14 protein-coding genes are annotated in these 20893 nt (G+C 65.7%); 13 read left to right on the plus strand and 1 reads right to left on the minus strand.

Annotated elements, in window-relative coordinates; genetic code table 11:
* Positions 1-11: 11 nt before the first annotated feature.
* Positions 12-827 carry a Pvc16 family protein gene (locus tag F561_RS24825; RefSeq protein WP_051096823.1) on the minus strand — a complete coding sequence of 272 codons (816 nt, stop codon included), beginning with the start codon at positions 825-827 and terminating at the stop codon, positions 12-14.
* 194 nt (positions 828-1021) lie between these two features.
* On the opposite strand from F561_RS24825, the gene F561_RS27775 reads away from it, so the two are divergent.
* From F561_RS27775 to F561_RS0105190, 13 genes are all read left to right on the plus strand, one after another.
* Entirely contained in the window at positions 1022-1279 is a 258-nt protein-coding gene (locus tag F561_RS27775; protein WP_083922326.1) for a PAAR domain-containing protein, read from the plus strand.
* Between the two features lie 233 nt (positions 1280-1512).
* Complete coding sequence (locus F561_RS0105135) at positions 1513-3153, plus strand: phage tail sheath family protein (RefSeq protein ID WP_019008880.1); 1641 nt, start codon at positions 1513-1515, stop codon at positions 3151-3153.
* A gap of 116 nt (positions 3154-3269) precedes the next feature.
* Positions 3270-3716, plus strand: coding sequence for a phage tail protein (locus tag F561_RS0105140; RefSeq protein WP_026298618.1), 447 nt, complete (start codon positions 3270-3272; stop codon positions 3714-3716).
* Positions 3717-3723: 7 nt separating this feature from the next.
* Positions 3724-4197: a hypothetical protein gene (locus F561_RS0105145; protein ID WP_019008882.1), complete on the plus strand. Its 474-nt coding sequence runs from the start codon at positions 3724-3726 to the stop codon at positions 4195-4197.
* Positions 4194-4385: a hypothetical protein gene (locus F561_RS28675; protein WP_157451583.1), complete on the plus strand. Its 192-nt coding sequence runs from the start codon at positions 4194-4196 to the stop codon at positions 4383-4385. The genes F561_RS0105145 and F561_RS28675 overlap by 4 nt, the downstream gene beginning before the upstream one ends.
* Before the next feature lie 39 nt (positions 4386-4424).
* A complete protein-coding gene (locus F561_RS0105155) occupies positions 4425-4883 on the plus strand; it encodes a phage tail protein (protein ID WP_019008884.1) in 459 nt (152 codons plus the stop codon).
* Between the two features lie 59 nt (positions 4884-4942).
* Positions 4943-10078 (plus strand): eCIS core domain-containing protein, encoded by a 5136-nt coding sequence (locus F561_RS0105160; RefSeq protein ID WP_019008885.1) that lies wholly within the window; start codon positions 4943-4945, stop codon positions 10076-10078.
* Positions 10075-11043, plus strand: a complete 969-nt coding sequence (locus tag F561_RS0105165; protein WP_019008886.1) for a hypothetical protein — start codon at positions 10075-10077, stop codon at positions 11041-11043. Before F561_RS0105160 ends, F561_RS0105165 begins: the two co-directional genes overlap by 4 nt.
* Positions 11044-11093: 50 nt before the next feature.
* Positions 11094-13205 carry an ATP-binding protein gene (locus F561_RS0105170; protein WP_157451584.1) on the plus strand — a complete coding sequence of 704 codons (2112 nt, stop codon included), beginning with the start codon at positions 11094-11096 and terminating at the stop codon, positions 13203-13205.
* Positions 13202-13612, plus strand: coding sequence for a GPW/gp25 family protein (locus F561_RS0105175; RefSeq protein ID WP_019008888.1), 411 nt, complete (start codon positions 13202-13204; stop codon positions 13610-13612). The genes F561_RS0105170 and F561_RS0105175 overlap by 4 nt, the downstream gene beginning before the upstream one ends.
* Positions 13613-13808: 196 nt before the next feature.
* Positions 13809-15866 (plus strand): putative baseplate assembly protein, encoded by a 2058-nt coding sequence (locus tag F561_RS0105180; RefSeq protein ID WP_019008889.1) that lies wholly within the window; start codon positions 13809-13811, stop codon positions 15864-15866.
* Positions 15863-16852 carry a phage tail protein gene (locus F561_RS0105185; protein WP_019008890.1) on the plus strand — a complete coding sequence of 330 codons (990 nt, stop codon included), beginning with the start codon at positions 15863-15865 and terminating at the stop codon, positions 16850-16852. The genes F561_RS0105180 and F561_RS0105185 overlap by 4 nt, the downstream gene beginning before the upstream one ends.
* Positions 16849-20862 carry an FHA domain-containing serine/threonine-protein kinase gene (locus F561_RS0105190; protein ID WP_019008891.1) on the plus strand — a complete coding sequence of 1338 codons (4014 nt, stop codon included), beginning with the start codon at positions 16849-16851 and terminating at the stop codon, positions 20860-20862. Before F561_RS0105185 ends, F561_RS0105190 begins: the two co-directional genes overlap by 4 nt.
* Positions 20863-20893: the final 31 nt, after the last annotated feature.

The raw sequence follows: 20893 nt of genomic DNA on the forward strand, positions 1-20893 counted from the left end.
CGCGGTTGACGTTAGGCGAACATCAGCACGTTGGTCTCTGCATCAGGCTCCACCTGTTGTACCTCACCCACCGGGGTTTGCAGCGTAAACGCGTGGGCCTCGCTGAGCGGTAGATCGAGCGTGACCATCCCGAGTTCGTCGGTGAAGCCCTGAACGCCCGTACTGGCGGTAACCAACACGCCTTCCAGGGGTTGGCCCGCCGCGCCCAGCACCCGCCACGAACTGCGGGCGCTCTGAAGTGCCGGTTCTGGGTCGCCCACCAGATTCAGCGACGTATCGCGCTCCAGCACCAGGCGGCTCACCTGCTGCAAATCGAGGTCGAGCGGCACGGTGAGGGTATAGGTCAGGTGTGGGCGCAGGCTGAGGCCCAGGCCGCTGAACAGTTCCCCGGTGCGGGGGCCATCCGGCTGGGCCACGCGTCCATGCACACTCAGGCCCAGTCGCCGCACAGCCTGAGGCAGCGCCTCCTCGGGCCAATCGGGATGGCGCATCAGGGCCGCCAGGACCCGCCACAGCACCTCCCATTCATCACGGCCCGAATCGTCGGTCTGGGCCTTGAAGAACACCGTAATCAGGTAGCGCAGGTTGATGCGGCGCGGCGCGAGATGCTGCACGACGCGCCCCCGGTCCTGCACCGTCATCTGATCCATCCGGCGCAGCTCCACATTTTCGGTGATGTCGTGCATAAAGAAGTTGACAGTAGGCCGGGTCAATGACGACACCCAGTCACCCGTTGGCGTGCCAAAGCGGATATCAAGTTGATCTTCGGGCAGGCGTGCTTCTTCAAATAGCAGCGTCCGCAACGCATCGTGAATCTGGCTGAGCATGCGGCATTCTAGACAACGGCGGGCTGAGGCCAATGCGCAAAACTGCAGTCGACAGAGCGGGGAGCAGCCGAACCCATCGTTCAAGAACACCTTAAAGTCTGCCCTGCTGGACTTACGGCACCCAAACTGCCCGCGTGCTGCATACTTGACTGCGTCCCACCCAGTCCAAAGTTTTGTCTTACAGGAGGTTGCCGATGCCAAGTGTTCACCGACTAGCGGATCCCAGCGTTCATGGGGGAGCCGTGACCACCGGAGCCGCAACGGTTTTAGTGGGGGGCGTACCCATAGCCCGTTTGGGCGACGCTTGCCCAGAACCGCTTCATGGTCCACAAATGTTGGTCAGTGGATCTCCGACCGTGCGTGCTGAAGGAAAACCCGTGGCCCGGCAGGGCGACACTCTGGGTTGCTCGGCCCTACTCACCCCGACGCAATTCACGGTCAGCGCAGGTTGAAAGCAGTTCAGTATTTTAATTTCCTCTATATCAAATCAATTGACATAATAATAAATTATGAGTGAGATAAAGACAGAGCACAAAAATTTATAATCTTTTGCTCATCTTGAGCTGCCAATCTACCTATGCTCCGTTCAGCGTGCAGGATCCATCCTCGACTTCATCATTCACTCATGGTTTTTCATAGTTTGGCGCCGATGGGTTGATCTATGCCCCGGTCCTTAGAGGTGAGAATGGCAGAGTTTCTTTCCCCGGGCATTTACATTGAAGAGTCGAGTGCTGGCCCACGTCCTATCGAGGGCATCAGTACCACGACGGCGGCTTTTGTCGGATTTGCACCGAGCGGTCCGACCAATACGCCTATTTTCGTGGCGAACTGGCAGCAGTTCACTGAAATCTTCGGCAGCGGAGAAGCCACAGGTGCGCGCAACCCTTATATGGACAAAGCGTACCTGGCCCACGCGGTCTACGCCTACTTCAACAACGGCGGTACGCGCTGCTACGTGGTGCGCCTCGCTCCGGCGGCGGCCCCAGCAGGCAGCAAGGGCAAAACCATCGACGACGTACGCCCACTGCAACTGCCCAGCCGGGCCAGCCGCGCCGTGCCCTCTCTGAGCATCGCGGCGCGCGGCGAACAGACCAGCGACATTCAGCTGGAAGTGCTGCCGCCCACGCCCGAAAAAGACGCGCCCAAAGACCCGCTTGCAAAAGACGGGGCACCCAAAGACCCCAAAGCCCCCGATGAGGACGCCGGACTGTTTACCCTGCGCGTGACCCGCGACGACGTGACCGAAACGTTTCCCAACCTGAGCATTGGCAAAAAGCACCCGCGCCACGTCACGGAAGTGGTGAACCGCGAAAGTCTCCTGATTGAGGTGACCGAGGCCAGCATCATCGGAGCACTGGCCGAACGTGCGCCGGAACACGGCTCATATCTGCTCAAAAATCAGGTCAATCCGCTGAATGCAGGCAGCCTGAGCATGCCCAGCAATACCTTCGTGGGGTCGCTGGAAGGCCGCACCGGGATCGAAGGGCTGGAAGTGGCCGAAGACGTGAGCATGATCTGCGTGCCCGACCTGATGAGCGCCTTTCAACAGGGCCTGATCGATCTGAACGGTGTCCACGCAGTGCAGCGTGCCCTGATCGACCACTGTGAGCGGGCACAAAACCGCATGGCAATTCTGGACACGCCGCCCGACCTGACGCCCCAACAGGTCAAGGAGTGGCGCGAGAAGACCACCAACTTCGATTCCTCCTATGCAGCCATGTACTACCCGTGGATGAAAATCAACGGCCCCGACGGTCAGCCGATGATGGTGCCGCCCAGCGGATTCGTGGCCGGAATCTATGCCCGCAGCGATGTGGAGCGCGGCGTACACAAAGCGCCTGCCAACGAAATCGTGCGCGGCGTGCTGAGTCCGAGCATTCAGATCACCCGCAGCGAGCAGGACATCCTGAACCCCATCGGCGTGAACTGCATCCGCAGCTTCAGCGGCATGGGCGTGCGGGTGTGGGGCGCACGAACCCTCTCCAGCGACGCCCGCTGGCGCTACGTGCCGGTGCGCCGCCTGTTCAATTACATCGAGAAGAGTGTGGAGCAGGGTACGCAATGGGCCGTTTTCGAGCCCAACGACGACACGCTCTGGGCCAAGATTCGCCGCGACATCACGGCCTTCCTGATGACGGTGTGGCGCGAAGGTGCCCTGTTCGGGCAGAACCCACGCGAGGCCTTCTACGTGAAGTGCGACGAGGAACTGAATCCACCCGAACTGCGTGACCGGGGCATCCTGCAGATCGAAATCGGCATCGCGCCCGTCAAGCCCGCCGAATTTATCCGCTTCCGCTTCAGCCAGTACGCCGGCGGCGGTCAGTAATTCACTGGGGGCGGTGTTCAGCAGGTTCTCTCTGCCCGCCTCCCCTCACCATTTCCTCGTTCGCCCCTATTCTGGCCGCCTCTACCGGCCCCTAGTTTCTCTGAGGAGGATGACACATGACTGCATCACATAAAGACCCGTTGGTGGCCGCCTATTTCGCCGTGGATTTCCAGAACGGCGTGAAGGGTGCCTTCCGTGAATGCACCGGCCTGGGCAGCGAAAGCAAGATCGTGGAGTACAAGGCCACCGACGAGCGCGGACGCCCCGTGCTGATCCGCGAACCCGGGACGATGGCCTACACCGACATCGTGCTCAAGCGCGGGATCACCGACACCATGGATATGTGGCAGTGGCGCAGGCAGGTCGAGGAAGGCGATATCGACGCCGCCCGCCGCAGCGGAACGATCACGCTGTACAACCAGAAGGGCGAAGCCGTGGCCCGCTGGACCTTTGACCGGGCGTGGCCCAGCAAGCTCAACGGCCCCACCTACGACGCCAAGAGCAACGAGGTGGCTGTGGAAGAACTGACCATCACGCACGAAGGCTACAAGCGCGTGCAGTGAGTAGGGGATGATTGCCGCCGAGTACACTTTTACGCTCCCTGTGGGACTGGTCAGCCCGGACGGACGGGCCTTTCAACAGGGCGGAATGCGGCTGGCAACGGCGCTGGACGAAATCGAGCCGATGGGCGACCCGCGCGTGCGTGCCAACGAGGCCTACTACGGCCTCCTGGTACTGGCGCGGGTCATTACCTGGCTGGGGCCGTACCGCACCATCACGCCGGAACTCGTCTCCTCGCTGGCAGCACTGGATTTTTCCTATTTGCAGCAGGTGTACAGCAACCTGAATTCGGCGGGGGCGCGGATGCCCCAGCCTTCTTTCGGTGCGCCCGCACCAGCCTCAGCCGCCATGCAGGAACCGCGCCGAGCCGAATCCCAGTTCATGGAAACCAGGCTCATCGAAACGCAGTGCCCACACTGTCAGGCCATTCTTGAACTTGATCTGTCTCAGGGGATCGAGGCGGCTGCGGGAGAGATGCAGTGAGCGGTCCGGTTGCTTCGGGGCCAACAGGGGGCGGGCAGGACGGGGATCAGGTGCCCAGTCAGGCCACTGCCGCCCGGCCTGCATCGGTTCCGGCGGGCACCGACCTGGATGACCTGGCCGAACGGGTCTACCGCCTGCTGCAAGAAGACCTGCGTCTGGGACGGCTGCGGCGGGACGGCGAACGCTGAATCTCCAGGAACGCCAACACCCAAAGAAGGGGACACAGCATGACGGGCAAGCTCACCACAGACCAGATCGACCGCTTTCAGGCCCATGCCAGTCAGCGGTATCACATCTCGGTAGACCAGCTGGAGCGGGCCGTATTTTCTGAAATTTCGGGCCTGCAACTGGAAACGGAAACGATGGACGTGATCGAGGGCGGCGTGAACGACAGTGTGCTGAAAATTCCGGTGCGCTCGCGGGCAGGCAACGTGACCCTCAAACGCGGCGTCACAGTGGGCAACGAACTGCTGCACTGGTACCTGAGGATCATGCAGGGCGTGATGGACCGCCGCACCATCACGGTCCGCACCTTCCGCACCAACGGCGAATTGCTGGCCCGCTACGAACTGCTGAACGCCTACCCGGTCAAATGGAGCGGCCCAGCCCTGGCTGCCACCGGTGACGCCGCCGCCATAGAAACACTGGAACTGACCTATCAGGGCGTCCTGCTGCTGAATACCTGATCCAGACTCCCCCTGCCCCCCAGCCCACTTCAAACGACGTCACCCAGAAAGGAGGGGCCATGTCAACCTTCAAAACCCGTCTGGACAGCCTGCGCCATCCAGAATTTTTGGCCGTGACGCAGCAAGAGTTTGGAGTCGGCCCCGCGCCTCTGGTGGGCAGCAACCTGGCGGGACAGCCTTCAGCGACCTCCTTCTCCTCTGCACCGTTTTCCTCTGCGCCAGCGGCCCCGGCTGCTGCGCCGACCGTCTGGCGCGTCCCTGCCCGGTTGGTGTCTGTGCCGCCCTCAGCCGTGCCTATGCCGGAAGCCTCTGCTCCTCTCTTCCCCAACGAGCCGGAATGGAACCGCCCACTTTCTGCCCCCCCGCAGGCGAACCGGTCTCCCGAACCCGAGGCAGTCTCGCTGCAAGCGGTGGCAGCGTCCCAGATGGCCCCTGCTGCCATTCCAATTTCACCCCTTCCAGTTGCGCCTTTTTCGACCCCACCAACTCCAGAAGTGCCCTTTTCAGATCACATCCAACAAGAGACTGCTTTATCAGGCGCATCTCCTGTCGCGCCCAGACCGGATGAACCACCGACCCAGACCGCTGACACAGCCCAGTTCCAGGCCCTGACCGACGCGGCTTTCCCCAGTCCTCAGGAGTTGCTGACCCGCGCTGAGGCTGTGAATCCGGCGTCAGCTTCCACGCTGCCGACTGATCCTCAGGACTCCCCCGCCGCAGCCGACGTGCCCACCCGCTCCACACCGCGCCGCGCCACCTTCCGGGAAGTGATGGCCCTCAATGATCTGGCACAACCTGAACCGGAAGCCGCCCCCATTGCGCCCGTGCCTCAGGAGACGTCTCAGGCAGGCTCGGCCAATTCCGATTCCGACTCGGCCCCTGCGTCTGTACCCGTTCAGGCCGCGCCTATTGAGATCGCACCCGTCCAGCCTGTTCCACCTCAGGAAGCTGCGCCGCTCCTGGCTGCGGCTCTGGCTGCCCCAGCAGCGTCACTGGCTCCTGACGCCACAGAGGTAACCGAACCTCAGACTGCTGCCGCTGTTCAGCCGTTCGCGACTTCCGCAGACATGGCCCCTCCGACTCCGGCTCAGGCCCCAGAGGGACAGCCTGAAGCGCCTTCAGATCAGGCCGAGTTACGGGAAGTCAGCACGCCACAGGTAAACGTTGATCCCAGCCCTGCGGCCGCCTCTCCCGCGCCTGCGTCCCCGCCGTCCGTTGTGGCCCCAGACGCTCTGACTCAAGGAGCTGGTTCCCGGACACCAGCCATCACGACAGATACCGATTCTTCTGCATCTGCTGCGCCCGCCCAGGCAGAACAGCCGGAGACCAGTGAACCACAGGTGGAGGCCGCCCAGACTGTTGAGGTAGCCCCAGAAGAACCCCCAATCTCGGCAGAAGCCGTCGGGGCCCAGCCTGCCACGCCCACAGAGCAGAGACTCAAGGCCGACGAGTTGAAGGCCATTGAGGCCATCATGCGCGGCGGCGACCTGGATATCGGAGTCATCCTGCCGCGCAGACCGCGCCCCACCCGGCGTCCTGCCGCAGAGGCCGACGCAGGCAGCCCGGCCAGTCCCTCTCCCCGCGCCCCCACTGCGCCCGCGTTCGAGGAGTTGCCGCACGCCGAGGTCATGTCGGTGTTTGACCGCCTGAACCGGATGGCCGACGCCGAAGAGGAGGGCACCACCGAAACGCGGATGCTGAGCTTCGAGGAATTGACCACTGGGCAACTGCGCCGCGCCCCAGCAGCGCCGAATCCGCCCAGTCCGGTGCAGAAAGCAACCGGTCCCTCCGGAGCGTCAACTCCCACGCCGCCGCTTCCTGCAACGGTGCCCTCTGCGGCTCCGGCTGCCGCTTCCCGTTTTCGCGCCACTGCCCGGCCCCGTGCCGATGGACAGGCCACCAGTACGCCGCCCGCTGGCTCTGGCCCAATTCCCGCTTCACCCGGTCAGACGGCGCGTGAGCCGCAGGCCCGGTCTCAAACCGCAGATCAAAGCGACGAAGAGGGACATAGTTCAGCGCCGCCCGTCGAACTGGCCGGACTGCCGCTGGCTCCAAGAAACGTCGGCATGGCAGAGGCCATGAATCCGGGTCAGGGTCAGCCTGAAGCACCAGTGCCGAATATGGATCGACCAGATGTGGACCAGACCAGATCCGGGGCCACCCCTACACAGCTCAGTGACCCAGTGAACGACGCTTCTTCGGCCGTACAGGTGACCGAGCAGGAGCCTCAGCCTGGACCTCAGCCGGTGCCAGAAGGTGCCCTGCCCACCGCCCAGGCGCGTGCCGCTGCCAAAACGGCTGAGCAGGAAGCGGCACCAGAACCTCTGACGCAGGCTCCTGCTTCCCTCACAATTGACGCCGCAAGCGACACCCTCTCCAGTGTCAATCTCTCCAGCACCGAGCTACTGGCAGCGGCGACCCGGCCTCTGCCCGCTGCCCAGATCACAGACGGAGAGACTTTGAGCGTTGCGGCCCCCACCCTGCCCACGGTGGCCGCTCCTGCGGGGGCCACTTCACTGGGACTGGTACAGGAGAGAGGCGAATCCGCTGAAACGTTGCCTGTGGCCCTGTTGCCCGACGTGCAATCCAGCGGTGCGCTTCCGCTGTCGGTCTCCCTTGTGCCCAGACCTGTGCCGACAGAAAGCCGCACACTGGCAGACGAGCAGACACAGCCCACCGCGACCAACGCCTCAGCCGGGGTAGAACCAGAGTTGGCTTCCCTCCCACTCCCGTTTGTTCAGGGCAGCCTACCCGACCTCTCCCAAAACGACGCTGCACACGAACTAACCCAGGCGGTACGGGGGGTTTCCATCATCCCGGCGGCATCTTCTGCTTTGCAGGCCCCGCCTACCCTTCCAATCGCGCGCACTTCCAACACACCATCTGATCTGCCCAGCGTTCATACGCCCAGCCTGATGCCGTTGCCCGCACCGATGCTGGAACCGAGTCTGCCCACGCCGACGTTTCCCGCTCCGGTTCCACAGGCGGTTTCTGTACCACAGGCAAATATTGCCGCAAGATTGATCCCTGGCTCCAGCAGTTCTGCGGCAGCCAGATTCCCGGAAGCTCGGGACGTTGGGATGGTCCCAGTGACCCAGCCATCTGCACTGGGTTTAGCCACTGCAACTCCTGTGGGGCACTCCAATCTTGCAGTCGTGGTGCAGACCATACCCGCCATACAGCGTCAGGCAGTGGAGGCAAGGCAAGTCAGGGTGCAGCCCACCGAGGGACAGACCTCAGAACTGCTGCCAGAAGCGATGCAGTCAGCCATTGTAAATCAGGAGCCAACAGGCCAGGAAGCGCCCTGGGCACCCGTTTTTCCCGACCCTTTCGGTCAGGTGATGGTGCCTCCTGCTGACGCGCCACCTGCTCTGCCCACGCCGTATAGCTCCGGCCCGCTGGCCCTGCAACCGATGCCCGCGTCGCTGCCTTCTCTGTTCGCTTTCCCCGGTATTGCCCCGATGCCTCACCTTTCAGGCCCACTGTCTGTTGGCCCAATCCCGCCGCAGCTGGGACAAGTTCAGCCGAGCCGAGTGCTGCCGTCGCAGACGCTTCAGCAGGTGGCGATCACGAATCTGAACAGTGGCAATCCGAGCGCCGGGAATCTGATTCTGCCGCCGCTTCCGTCGGTCAATGTGGAAGGTATGCGGCTGGCTCAAACAGGGGTGACCTCATCACTGTTGGTGGCTGCTCTCCCGGCAACGTCCCTTTCTGCTGCGGCATTCTCCCTTACCCTTCCTTCTGGCATCCTGCCTCTGTCTGCGCCCACTGTGCCTCTGACAACGCCTGCGGCTGCAGTCTCTGTCCTGGCTCCCTCCGTTCAGCCAGAGGCAACCTCATCACTGTTGCCTGCTGCTCTCCCGGCAACGTCTCTTCCCACTGCGGCATTCTCCCCTACCTTCCCTCCTGCCCGCTTGCCTCTGTCTGCGCCCACTGCGCCTCTGGCAACGCCTGCGGCGGCAGTCTCTATCCTGGCTCCCTCCGTTCAGCCAGAGGCAACCTCATCACTGTTGCCTGCTGCTCTCCCAGCAACGTCTCTTCCCACTGCGGCATTCTCCCCTACCTTCCCTCCTGCCCGCTTGCCTCTGTCTGCGCCCACTGCGCTTCTGGTAACGCCTGCGGCGGCAGTCTCTGTCCTGGCTCCCTCTGTTCAGCCAGAGGCAACCTCATCACTGTTGCCTGCCGCTCTCCCAGCAACGTCCCTTCCCGCTGCGGCACTCTCCCCCACCTTCCCTCCTGCCCGCCTGCCTCTGTCTGCGCTCACTGCGCCTCTGGCAAGGCCTGCGGCGGCAGTCTCTGTCCTGGCTCCCTCCGTGTCGCGGCAGATGGCGAATGCTCTGGGCGTGCGGGTCAACGATATTCCTGTCGTGCAGCACGCGGGCACACAGCCGATCCTGAACCAGCACCGCGCCGAGGCCCTGACCATCGGAGACATCGTGATCCTGGGGCCGAATGTGGACCTGAGGTCGCCCTCTGGCCTGGGAGTGCTGGCCCACGAACTGACGCACGCCCTCCGCGCCCGCAGGCCCGATTTTGTGCCCCAACTGGTGCAGGCAACACCCAACCGCAATGCAAGGGCCAGCTCCCTGGGCGAAGAAGCCCTGGCCCTCCACGTCGAGGGCGCGGTGCGGGCATCGGCCAGGGCGCAGGGGCAGCCCAGCCTGCAGAATCGCTCAGAGACTCCGGTCCATTCATTGGGGGTCAGTCCATCATCTAGCCCCGCTGTACAGGCCACGCGCCCCCGTCCGGTGAGCGCCGCGCCGCCCCGTCCGGCCTCAACGGGCTTCACACCAGCTGCCGCACCGAACACTGCTGCTCCTGCCCGCCTGCCCGCCCCCTGGGAGCCGATGCCGTTCTGGGAAGACAGCAGCAGCCAGGCTCCGGCAGCGGCTCCAACCTTCCAGCCGAATGCCCTTCCAGCGGCCCCCCCTCCGGCTGCCAGTCCTTCCAGTGGCCCGGCCCCGATCTACGCCGCGTCCACAGACCGCCAGGTGACAGAACCCGCGCCCCCTCCTCCGGCCCTGCCCAGCCCATCGCCCAGCGCCGCACCCACCTCGTCGCCGTCTTCTTCCCCAGTCGCCGCCACCTCGCGCCAGCCATCAAAGGCGCAGCAGACCGATCTGGATCTGTTGGCACAGCAGGTCTACGGCGTTCTCAGGCGCCGCCTGGAAACTGAAATGAGGAGGCGGACATGACCCAGTTGCCGGAGCACGAAACGCACGGACAGGACGCAAGCGAGGTGCGGGACGCGCTGCCCAGGGTGTTGCCCACATCGAAGGCAGGCGAGGCGGGCGTGACCTGGGCCGACCCAGACGCTGATCCGAATGCAGGTAAGACAGGAGCTGAGTCAGCCTCCAGGCAGACCGACCAGACCCAGGACGATAACGGGACAGAAACGTCCGCTTCCCTGCTGGCGAGGCTTCAGCGAGGGCGGCACGCCGCGCCCAGTGGAACGGCGCAGGAACGCGCAGAGCAGACCCTTCCCCCGGAAGACACCTTGCGGGCGATTCTGAAAACCGCCCCCCTTGATCTGCGGCTGCACGGGGAGGCGGACGCGCCGCTGATCGAGGGAGACCGCGCCCGCGCCCTGATCCGGGAGACGCGCTCCGGCGGGCAGATTCAGGAGGATGATTTCCGGCAGGAATCCGAGCTGCGCCCCGAGGATCTTCAGGAAGTCCGGGCCGAGCGTACCGAGTTGCTGCGGGCCTATTTCCGGGCCAGAAGGGGCGCTGCCGGGCAGACCGTCTCTCTACAAGATTTCCAACAGAACTTTCTGGTCGAGAGCGGCTGGTTTGGCCGCAGCGCGTGGCTGGAGCGTCACCTGCTGGCCCCGTGGAGTGTGCAGCAGGCTGCCCCTCCCCATTCAGATCAGTCCACATCTGGTCAGTCCAGCCCTGAGCCAGCCACGTTGATGATGGCCCCCAGAGGCCGCGCCCGCTTCGGCTCGTTTGTCCGGGTATCGCAGGGTGGAGGAAAATCTGGACGGGAGGCGCTGGAGGCCCAGACCCGCCGCCCGGAGGTGGAAGAGGCCCTGGCAAAAGCCCGTCTGGAAGTGGTGAGGGCCGCCACCATCCGCCTGTTTGCCGACTGGGAACAGGAGACCGACGACCTCCCGCCCGCAGAGCGCCGGGCCGACCAGCACACCGACCCTTCCCCGTAACTCCGCCCCTATCCATCCAAGCCCCCTTCTCCTCAAAGTCGAGACTCCCCATGCCCTCCCGAACCCCCAAATCACGTACCGACCCGGAGGCCAGCGCCCCGCCTGCCCCTTCCTCTGCTCCGCTCTCTCAGCTTGTGCCGCCGCATCAACTGCTGGCCGCCGAGGTGGACCTGTTTCTGCGGATTTTCGAGGGCGACGACAGCGGAGACGCCAGCGCCCTGCTGCAAGTCCACGGCGGCGGGGAGAACCGGCTGCACCGCCTGTCCCGCGCCTTTGATCTGAGCGAATTTGAGGGCGCGGTGGTGGGCCTGTGCGTGGCCTGCGAACTGTTTCCGCTGCGGTTTCGGCGGGTGGCGGCGGCGGCACTGGGATTCGGAGACGAGCTGAGCATGGGCACGCTGACCCCGCATCTGGCCCTGTTGTGGCTGGGTGGACTGGAAGGAGCGTCGCCGCAGGCCTTTTTGCCGGGAGGGCCGCTGCTGCGCTGGGGGCTGCTGGACACGCGGGCGGGCCTGACCTTCGACCAGAGCCTGCGCGGGCTGAGCATTCCGGCAGGTGTGCTGGCCTTTTTGCAGGGCCACGACGCGCCTGACCCGGCGCTGGACGGTGTGGCCCAGCTTATTCCGGCGTCGCTGGTGGGACAGGTGGCCCTCAGCGACAGTCAGGAAGGACTGGTGGGCCAGTTGCAGGGCTTTCTGGACGGCGACCCGGCAGGGCGGGCGGGCCTGCTGTACGGCGCGGATGCCAGCGCCCGGCAGGAGGTGGCCCGCCGCGCATTGGGCGGCCTGAAAGCGGGCGTGCTGGTGGTGAATCTGGCGGGACTGAACTCATCGGGGCCAGGTTCATCAGGTTTGGCACAACCCGCGAAAGAGGGTCAGCCTGACGAACGCGCCGCCCGGCTACGGGCGCTGGCCCGCGATTCGCGTCTGAAGGGCATGGCCGTGCTGCTGGACGCCACCGGAGACACCGAGGAAGGCGCGATGGGCAACCTCGTGGCCGCTGCGATGGACGCCGCCGCTGGCCCGGTGGTGGTGGTCTGCGAGGACGCCCTGCCCCTTCAGGTGGCCCGCGCCGTGCTGCCGCTGGAGGTACACAAGCCCAGCGTGCAGGAACAGCGGGCGCTGTGGGCCGCCGCTCTGGGCCTGCCTGATCCCCAGTTGGCCGCCCTTCAGCGCCTCACCGACCAGTTCCATCTGGACGCCGCCCGGATCGGATCGCTGGCGCGGGAGGTGCGGGCTGACCTGCCGGGAAATGCCGGGTATGCAGCGCGGCTGGACCGGGCATGGACGGCCTGCCGGGTGGCGGGTCGGCGGCGCATCGGCGGGCTGGCGCAGCGGGTCTCAACTGGAGCCACCTGGGACGACGTGATTCTGGCCGACTCCGATCTGAGCGTGCTGCGGCAGATCGTGGCGCACGTGCAACACCGCGCCGCCGTGAACGACCTGCTGGGCGCTCCCACGGGCGGGCGGGGGCGGGCGGTGGCCGCGCTGTTCAGTGGCCCCAGCGGGACAGGCAAAACCCTTTCTGCCGAGGTGGTCGCCAACGCCCTGAATCTGGACCTGTACCGCATCGACCTGTCAGGCATGGTCAGCAAGTACATCGGGGAAACCGAGAAGAATCTGAAACTGGTGTTCGATGCCGCAGACGACGGCGGCGCGGTGCTGCTGTTCGATGAGGCCGACGCCCTGTTCGGTAAGCGCAGCGAGGTCAAGGACGCGCATGACCGCTACGCCAATATTCAGGTCAATTACCTGCTTCAGCGGCTGGAGGCCTTCAGCGGCGTGGCGATCCTGACCACCAACCTGGAAAGCAGCATGGACATCGCCTTTATGCGGCGGCTGCAATTCGTGTTGCCCTTCCGCGCTCCGCAGGCCCGCGAGCGCGAGCGGCTGTGGCGGCAGGTGTTTCCGGCGGGGGTGGATGTGGAGGGACTGGACTTTGGTGAATTGGCGCAGGTCACGCTGGCCGGGGGCAGCATCCGCAACGTGGCCGTCAACGCCCTGTATCTGGCGGTATCGCGGGGCGAGGCGCTGGGCATGAACCTGATGCGCGAGGCCCTGCAACTGGAATTCCGCAAGACAGGCCGCCTGAATCTGGGGAGTGGAAGCAGCTCCGGCACGCAGAGCGGCGCGTCTGAACTCGGCGTCCGGGGGCAGGCATGACCCCAGATACCGACGTGCTGGGTGCAGGCTGGGCCTTTCCGGTGGCTGTCAATCCGCGTGGGCGGGTGGCGATGGTGCGCGGCGAGCAGGCCGTGACCCAGAGCATTCTGATGTTGCTGATGACCCCCAAAGGCCAGCGCGTGATGCGCCCCGAATACGGCTGCCGCATTCACGAACTGATTTTTGCGCCCAACGACGCGACCACGCTGGGCCTGGCGGCCTATTACGTAGACGAGGCGCTGAGGGTCTGGGAACCGCGCATAGAACTGGTGCATGTAGACGCCACCACCGATCCCGCCGACGCCTCACGCATCCTGGTTCACATCGAATATCGCCTGCGCGGGCAGCATCAGCCTGCCTCGCTGGTGTTCCCCTACTACCGCCTGCCGGAAGGCGAAGAGAGCTAGAATGATGCCCTTCTCCCCCACTCTGTTTGCCCATGCCAGAGCCAGCCGCTCTGTATTCTTACCCTCTGCCTTCCTCCTCTCTGCGCCTGCTGAAATCCGAGCTTCTGTCGGCACGCCTCTCCCACCCCCCCCTTTCCACTCCTTTCACCTGTTCTGTTCTCGCCGTCTGGTGCCCACCGGACGCGGAGGTTCGTAAGTGCCCCTGCCCACCGTGAATCTGGATGACCGCCGCTTTGATGACCTGCTGGACGAGGCCAAGCGCCTGATTCCGGTGTATTGCCCCGAATGGACCGATCACAACGCCTCCGACCCCGGCATCGCTCTGCTGGAAGTCTTCGCGTGGATGACCGACCTGATGCTGGCCCGCGTGAATCAGGTGCCGCAGAAAATGTTCATCACGTTCCTTGAGATGATCGGCCTGCAACTTGATCCACCCCGCGCCGCCACCGCGCCCGTGACCTTTTACCTGAGTGCCCCGCAGGACACGCCCCTGAGCATCGCGGCGGGCACCGAGGTGGCGACCATCCGCACCGAGGTCTCGGAGGCCACCGTGTTCAGCACCGAGCAGCCGCTGACCGTGCGCCCGCCCGAACTGCTGAACGTGTACAGCGCCAACACCGTCTCGGCAGACAACCAGTTCGTGCAGCACGATCTGGGCCGCCTGAGCCTGCCAGGACAGAAATTTCCGGTGTTCAGCCACCAGCCGGTGCCCGGCGACGCCTTCCTGCTGGCCTTCGGCGCAGACCTGAGTCACCATGTGCTGGCGCTGGTGCTGACAGTCGAGGTGGCCGGTGGGGCCGGGGTCAATCCGCAGGAACCGCCCTTTGTCTGGGAGGCGTGGCAGGGCGGGGCGCAGCGTTGGGTGCCCTGTGAGGTGGAATACGACGGCACGGCGGCCTTCAACGTGCCCGGCGAACTGATTTTGCGCCTCCCCAGCTTGCAGGAAGGCGAATTTTTTGGGCAGGTGGGCTTCTGGCTGCGCTGCCGCCTGACCAGCGAGCAGAATTACGCGGGCTACAAGGTCAGCCCCGACGTGGAAGCGATCCAGGCCGAATCGAGGGGCGCGACGGTGGCTGCCCGCCACGCCACGGTGGTGTACGGGGAGCTGCTGGGCGAAAGCGACGGCAACGCGGGACAGACCTTTCAACTGATGTACGGCCCGGTCCTGTCGCCCGAACCCGATCAGGATGTGCTGGAGGTGTCCCAGCGGGCCAGTTCGGACCGGCCCGGCTCCGACCGGCAGAGCGAAACGACCATCTGGACGCCGGTGACCGATTTCAGCGATTCCTCTGCCGACGACCGCCATTTCCGGCTGGACCTGCAAGACGGCACCGTGACCTTCGGCCCCACCCTGCTGCAACCCGACGGCAGCGTGTACCGCTTCGGGGCCGTGCCGCCCGCCGGAAGCACCCTGCGGATGCGGCGTTACAGCTACAGCGGCGGCGTGCTGGGCAACGTGCCCGAACGCACCCTCAGCGTGCTGAAGTCCAGCATTCCGTATGTGGCGCGGGTGGTAAACCACAAGCCCGCCACCGGGGGGCGCAACGCGCAGTCCCTTGAAGACGCCATTCAGCGGGTCCCGCGCATCCTGCGAACCCGCACCCGCGCCGTGACCCGCGACGATTACGAGTTTCTGGCCGAGCAACTGGACGGCGTGGCCCGCGCCCACTGCCTGACCGCCAACACGGTGGCGAGCGCGGCCAACTATCCGGGCAATCTGCGGGCCGTGCAGGTGCCTGCCGGACGGGTCACGCTGGTGGTGCTGCCTGCCCTGCCGCCTGCCTCCGACCCGGCGGGCCGCATCGCGCCCGAATCGCTGACCCTCTCGGCAGAATTGCGGGCGCAGGCGCAGGCTTTTCTGGATGAACGCCGCCCCATCGGAACGATTCTGGAACTCAGGCAGCCGCAGTACGTGTGGCTGAGCGTGACCGCCACGCTGCGTGCCCACAGCGGCGCCAGCCGCAGCGAACGCGACCTGCTGCGCCGCGCGGCACAGAACGCGCTGTACGCCTACCTGAACCCCTACACGGGCGGACCGGAGGGCACAGGCTGGCCCTTTGGCCGCACGCTGGGCATGCCCGAACTGTACGGCCTGTTGCGCGGCCTGCGCGGCGTGGAAGTGGTCGAGGACATTCAGGTGGTGCTGACCGAACCCGGCCAACCCCAGCAGCATGAAGCCGTGTCGGGCAGCCTGAACCTGCCTCCACAGGCCGTGATCGTGTCCGATATTCACCGGGTGGAGGTGGAAGGATGACCGGACCGGGAGACGCAACGAACGGACCGGAGCTGACCCCCTCCACACCCAGCAGCGGCGGTCAGCTCAGCGTGCGGCGCGGCGGCGAGACCCTTCGGGCGGTGGCGCTGGAGATGCGGCTGCTGTCGGTGGGACGCACCCCAGACAACGGCCTGCCCCTGCCCGACGCGGGGGTGGCCATCCGGCACGCGGAACTGGCCCGCGACGACAGCGGCCAACTGCTGCTGACCGATCTGGGCAACAATTCCACCTTCCTGAACGGACGCCGCCTTCAGGCCCACTCGCCCACCCTGATCGGCGCCGGAGACGAAATCCAGATCGGCCCCTTTTCGCTGACCTACAGCGCCGACGCCGCGCCCGTGCCCCTGCCCGCCGCCACCGACAGAGCAACCCGGGTGCGCGATGGGCTACGCCTGCATCCGCTGCGGCCTGCGCGGGTGCCCCAGCGCCCACAACTGCTGTCGGGTGGGGCCAGCAGCTACCTCGCTTACCTTCCGGCCCTGTTCGAGGAATCGGATTTTGCGGGGCGCTACCTGCGCATCTTCGAGAATCTGTGGGAGCCGCTGCAACACCGCCAGGATCATCTGGCGATGTATTTCGATCCGCGCACCAGCCCGCCCGAATTTCTGAACTGGCTGAGCGGCTGGCTGGGCCTGAGCCTGGATGAACGCTGGCCCGAACAGCGGCGGCGCGAGTGGGTGCGCGAATCCATGACGCTCTACCGCTGGCGGGGCACCCGTTACGGCCTCACGCGGGCGCTGGAAATCGCCTGCGGCGTCACGGCGGCGCTGGAAGAGGACGCGTCCCGGCCCCATCACCTCAAAATCGTGGTGCCGGAAGACGCACAGGAACCGCCCACCGATCAGGCCCAGCGGCGCGAACTGGTGGCCGACATCGTGAGCCAGCACACGCCCGCGCATGTGCACTACGAACTGGAATTCGTGACCCTGACCACGCAGACGCCCGCACCGGGAGGCCACCCATGACCACCTCGCGCATCATGGCGCAGTATCAACTGCTGCGCTCGCTGGGCACGGGCTGGCTCGGTGAGGTCTACGCCGCCACCGATCTGGACGACGGCAAAACCTACGCCGTGCGCGTGCTGGCCGACACGAACAAAGCTCAGGCGCACCTGCTGATCCAGCTCGAGGGGCTGCTGAGCAAGGTCATGTCGCTGAGCCATGCCCATATCTTGCCCGCCGAGCCGCCCAGCGAGCGGGACAACCGGGTGTTTTACCGGATGGTGCTGGCCGAACGCGGCTCCCTGCGGCAACTGCTGCAATTCCAGAGCCGCGCCCAGGAACCCGCCGACCTGCTGGTGGCGCTGGACCTGCTGCGTCAGGCGGCCAGCGGGCTGGCCTACGCCCACCAGATGGGGCTGATGCACGGCAATCTCAAGCCCGAAAACCTACTGCTGCAACCGGGAAAGGCCCTGCTGGGACGCGGCGGCTACACCCTGCAACTCAGCGATTTCGGACTGGCGGATCTGCGCTCGGCCAGCTACGGCACCCATGAACAGCTGGGCAGCAGCCTGACCTACCTCAGTCCCGAGCAGTGCCGGGGCGTACAGGGCGACCCCCGCAGCGACCTGTACGCGCTGGGCGTGATCCTGTACGAACTGGTGACGGGACTCGTGCCCTTCGAGACCCGCACCGCCGCCGAAGCCTTCGAGCGCCACCAGTACAGCGCCGCCGTGCAGCCCAGCCGCCTGCGCCCCGGCCTGCCCGAAGACGTGGAAGAGCTGATCCTGACCTGCCTCGCCAAGCGGCCCGAAGACCGGCCAGCATCGGCAGCGGCGCTGGAACAGTCCTTGCAGGCCATCATCAACCGGATGCTGCCCAGCGGCCCAGAACCGACGGTGGTATTGCCGCCGCTGGCGCAGATGCCCCAGAAGCCGCAGGTGGTCCCGCCCACCGACCGCTCCCCACATCCCCGGCTGCTGATCTACGGCGAAGACCGCCAACTGCTGCGCCACGAGGTCCTGCCCAACCCCACCGCCACCATCGGGCGCGGCCCCGGCAACGACGTGGTGCTGGATCATGCCGGAATTTCGCGCCACCACCTGAGCCTGGAATTCCGGCCCGGACAGGTGCTCGCCACCGACCTGAACGCCACCAACCCCAGCGTGATGGACACCGTGCCGCTTCCGGCGATGACCCCGGCGACCTGGCCCTACGGAGAACTGCTGTACGTGCGCCCGTACTGGCTGTACCTGCACGCGCCGTACACGGTGGCCGCCCAGCCGCGCATCGTGGTCAATCCGTCGGTGCTGGAACTGACCCTGACCCCCGGCGTGCCCAGCGCCCTGCCGCTGGTGCTGGCGAATACCGGGCGCACCGTGGATCACTTCCGCCTCAGCGTGGAGGGCGTGCCCGAGCACTGGATTCAGAACGCCCATTTCGAGGTGCAGCTGAATCCCGGCACGCAGGGACCAGCCACACTGCACATTCTGGTGCCCCGAACCCCGGACGCTCTGGCCGGAGAGTACACGGCGACGGTGGTGGCCCGCTCCCGCGAGAATCCGCAGGAGATGGGCCGCGCCGAGATGCGCTGGACGGTGCTGCCGTATTTCGAGACGCAGGCCACCCTGACGCCGGGGCTGCGGCGGGTCTGGTTCCGCACCCGCTACGACCTGAGCGTAACCAACGGCGGCAACACGCCCCTGGTGTACTCGCCCACCATTGCCGACGACGAGGACGCCGTCCGCCTGCTACCGCGCTGGCAGGAAGTGTTTGCCATGCCCACCAGCGGCAACCTCAGCAACATCGTGAACCTGCGGGCGGTGCTGTCGGGCATCTGGATGCGGCTGCGCGAGGGCATCGGCAAAATCCGGGTCGATAATTTTGTGGCGAATGTCCACACCGATCCCGGTCAGGGCATGGGCCAGCCCATGAAGGTGCGCGTGCCCATTCGCTGGATCGGGACGACCACGCACCGCAACCTGAAAGTGCTGATCAACGCCGACCGCCACGACCCCGTGCCGGTGCTGGCCCGGCTACAACACAATCCATTGATTCCGCTGTGGCTGCTGCCAGTGCTGCTGGTCCTGCTCGGGCTGCTGGGCTGGTGGGTCACGCGCCCGCCCGAAATCACGGCCTTCGCGCTGAAGGGCAACGCGCCCCTGACCGGGCAGGCCTTCGTGCTGAACTGGGACACCAGCGGGGCACGCAGCGTCCGGCTGCTGCCTTCCGACGCGGGCAAGAACGCGGCGCTGAAGGGTACGGGTCAGCTCGGCCTGCCCGGAATCACGCAGGCGAGCACCTATACGCTGGTGGCCCGCGGCTGGCTGCGCGAATCCAGGCGCGAACTGACCGTGACGCCCAAGCTGCGGGCCGCCGAAATCAAGGTCTTTACCGTCAGTCCGGCCAGCGGCAAGATCGGCAAACCCATCACGGTGGCCTGGGAAGTGACCAACGTGGACCGCGTGCAGCTCGAGCCGTTCGGCACGGTGGCGGCCAAAGGCAAGCAGAGTTTTACCCTCACCAAAGACGTGACGGTGCGCCTGCAGGCCGATTCGGGCGGCGGCCCGGTGTCGCGCAGCACCGACGTGACCGTGTTGCCGCCCAGCGTGGCCCAGTTCGATCTCTCGGCCCAGACCCTGACCGCCGGGCAGACCGCCACCCTGCGCTGGAACGTACTGAACGCCACCAACGTGACCATCGACCCCATCGGCCCCGTTCCGCCGCAGGGCAGCGTGCCCGTGTCGCCCACCCAGAACACCAGCTACGTGCTGCGGGCCAGCAACGGTCTGGAAGACGTGCAGGCCACCGCTGCCCTCACCATCAGCGCCCGCCCGCCCAAGATCACAGGCTTTTCGGTGTCGCCCGATACGGTCAGTGTGGGCGGCAACGTGACCGTGACCTGGAGTACCAGCGACGCCCAGACGGTGCAGCTGACCACCGCCTCGGGCACCCAGTCTCTGCCGACCAACGGCAGCCTGCCCGTGTCTGCGCCGGGGCAATCGGGCGTGTTTACGCTGATCGCCACCAACTCTTCGGGTCAGCAGGACACCGTATCGGCGGGCGTGAACGTGCTGGAACCAACCCCGATCGTGATCACGCCGCCGCCCACGCCTGATCCTGTAGTGGTGCCTGATCCTGTACCAGAACAGACCCAGGACCCGACGCCTGCTGTCGTGGCGACGCCGACCCCGACGCCCACTCCCCCCTCAACACCGGCGCCGACCCCGGCAGCCCGTCCTTCTGTGACTGCCCGTGCCGCGCCGCCTGTGCCGCGCCCCACCATCACCTTTCCCGCGCCTGCCAAAATTCTGGCCTTCCGGGTAGACAAGCCGCAGATCACCGGAGCGCAGCCGGTCACGCTGAGCTGGCAGGTACAGGGCGTGAACACGGTGCGGATTCAGCCCCTGATCGGGCCACTGGCGGGCCGACGCTTTCCGGCCACGGGCCGCGTGGTGCTGCAAGTGGCTGCCGATACCGCCTATACGCTGGTGGTGGGCGAAGGCGAGCGCCCGCTGAAAGCCACCGCCAAGGTGAATTTCACGGCCCCGCGTGTGGTGGCTGCGGCTCCCCCGCCCCGGCCGACGACACCGCCACCCACAACGGCCACCCCGACTCCGGCCCCCACCACCGCCGTCCCATCCCGGCCCACCGTGGCGCCGCGTCCCACGCCTGCGACGCGTCCGGCGGCCACCCCTGCTCCCACCGCCCCACACGAACTCGACGGGCAGTGGCAACACAGCTTCGGCAGCATGGTTCTGAAGGTCAACCGCACCCGCGTCACCGGAACCTTCAATTTTGGCGAGCGGCGCGACGGCGTGCGCGGCACCATCACCGGATCGGTGTTCGGCAGCCCCGGCAGCTATACCGTCAATGCCCGCGTGACCGTGCCTGACGGGGAAGCCAACAATATTTCCTTTGTGGTTCGTTTCAGTTCCGATTCCAAGTCGTTTGCAGGCCCTTACAGTGAGCGTCAGCAGAGCGAGCGTTGGTGTGGCTGGCGTCCCAACACGCCCAAACCGCAGGATTGCCGGTAAACCGGGGCGACACGGGTGGGCTGTGGGAAGA

Origin of the sequence: Deinococcus aquatilis DSM 23025, assembly GCF_000378445.1 — a bacterium.
Classification (GTDB): domain Bacteria; phylum Deinococcota; class Deinococci; order Deinococcales; family Deinococcaceae; genus Deinococcus; species Deinococcus aquatilis.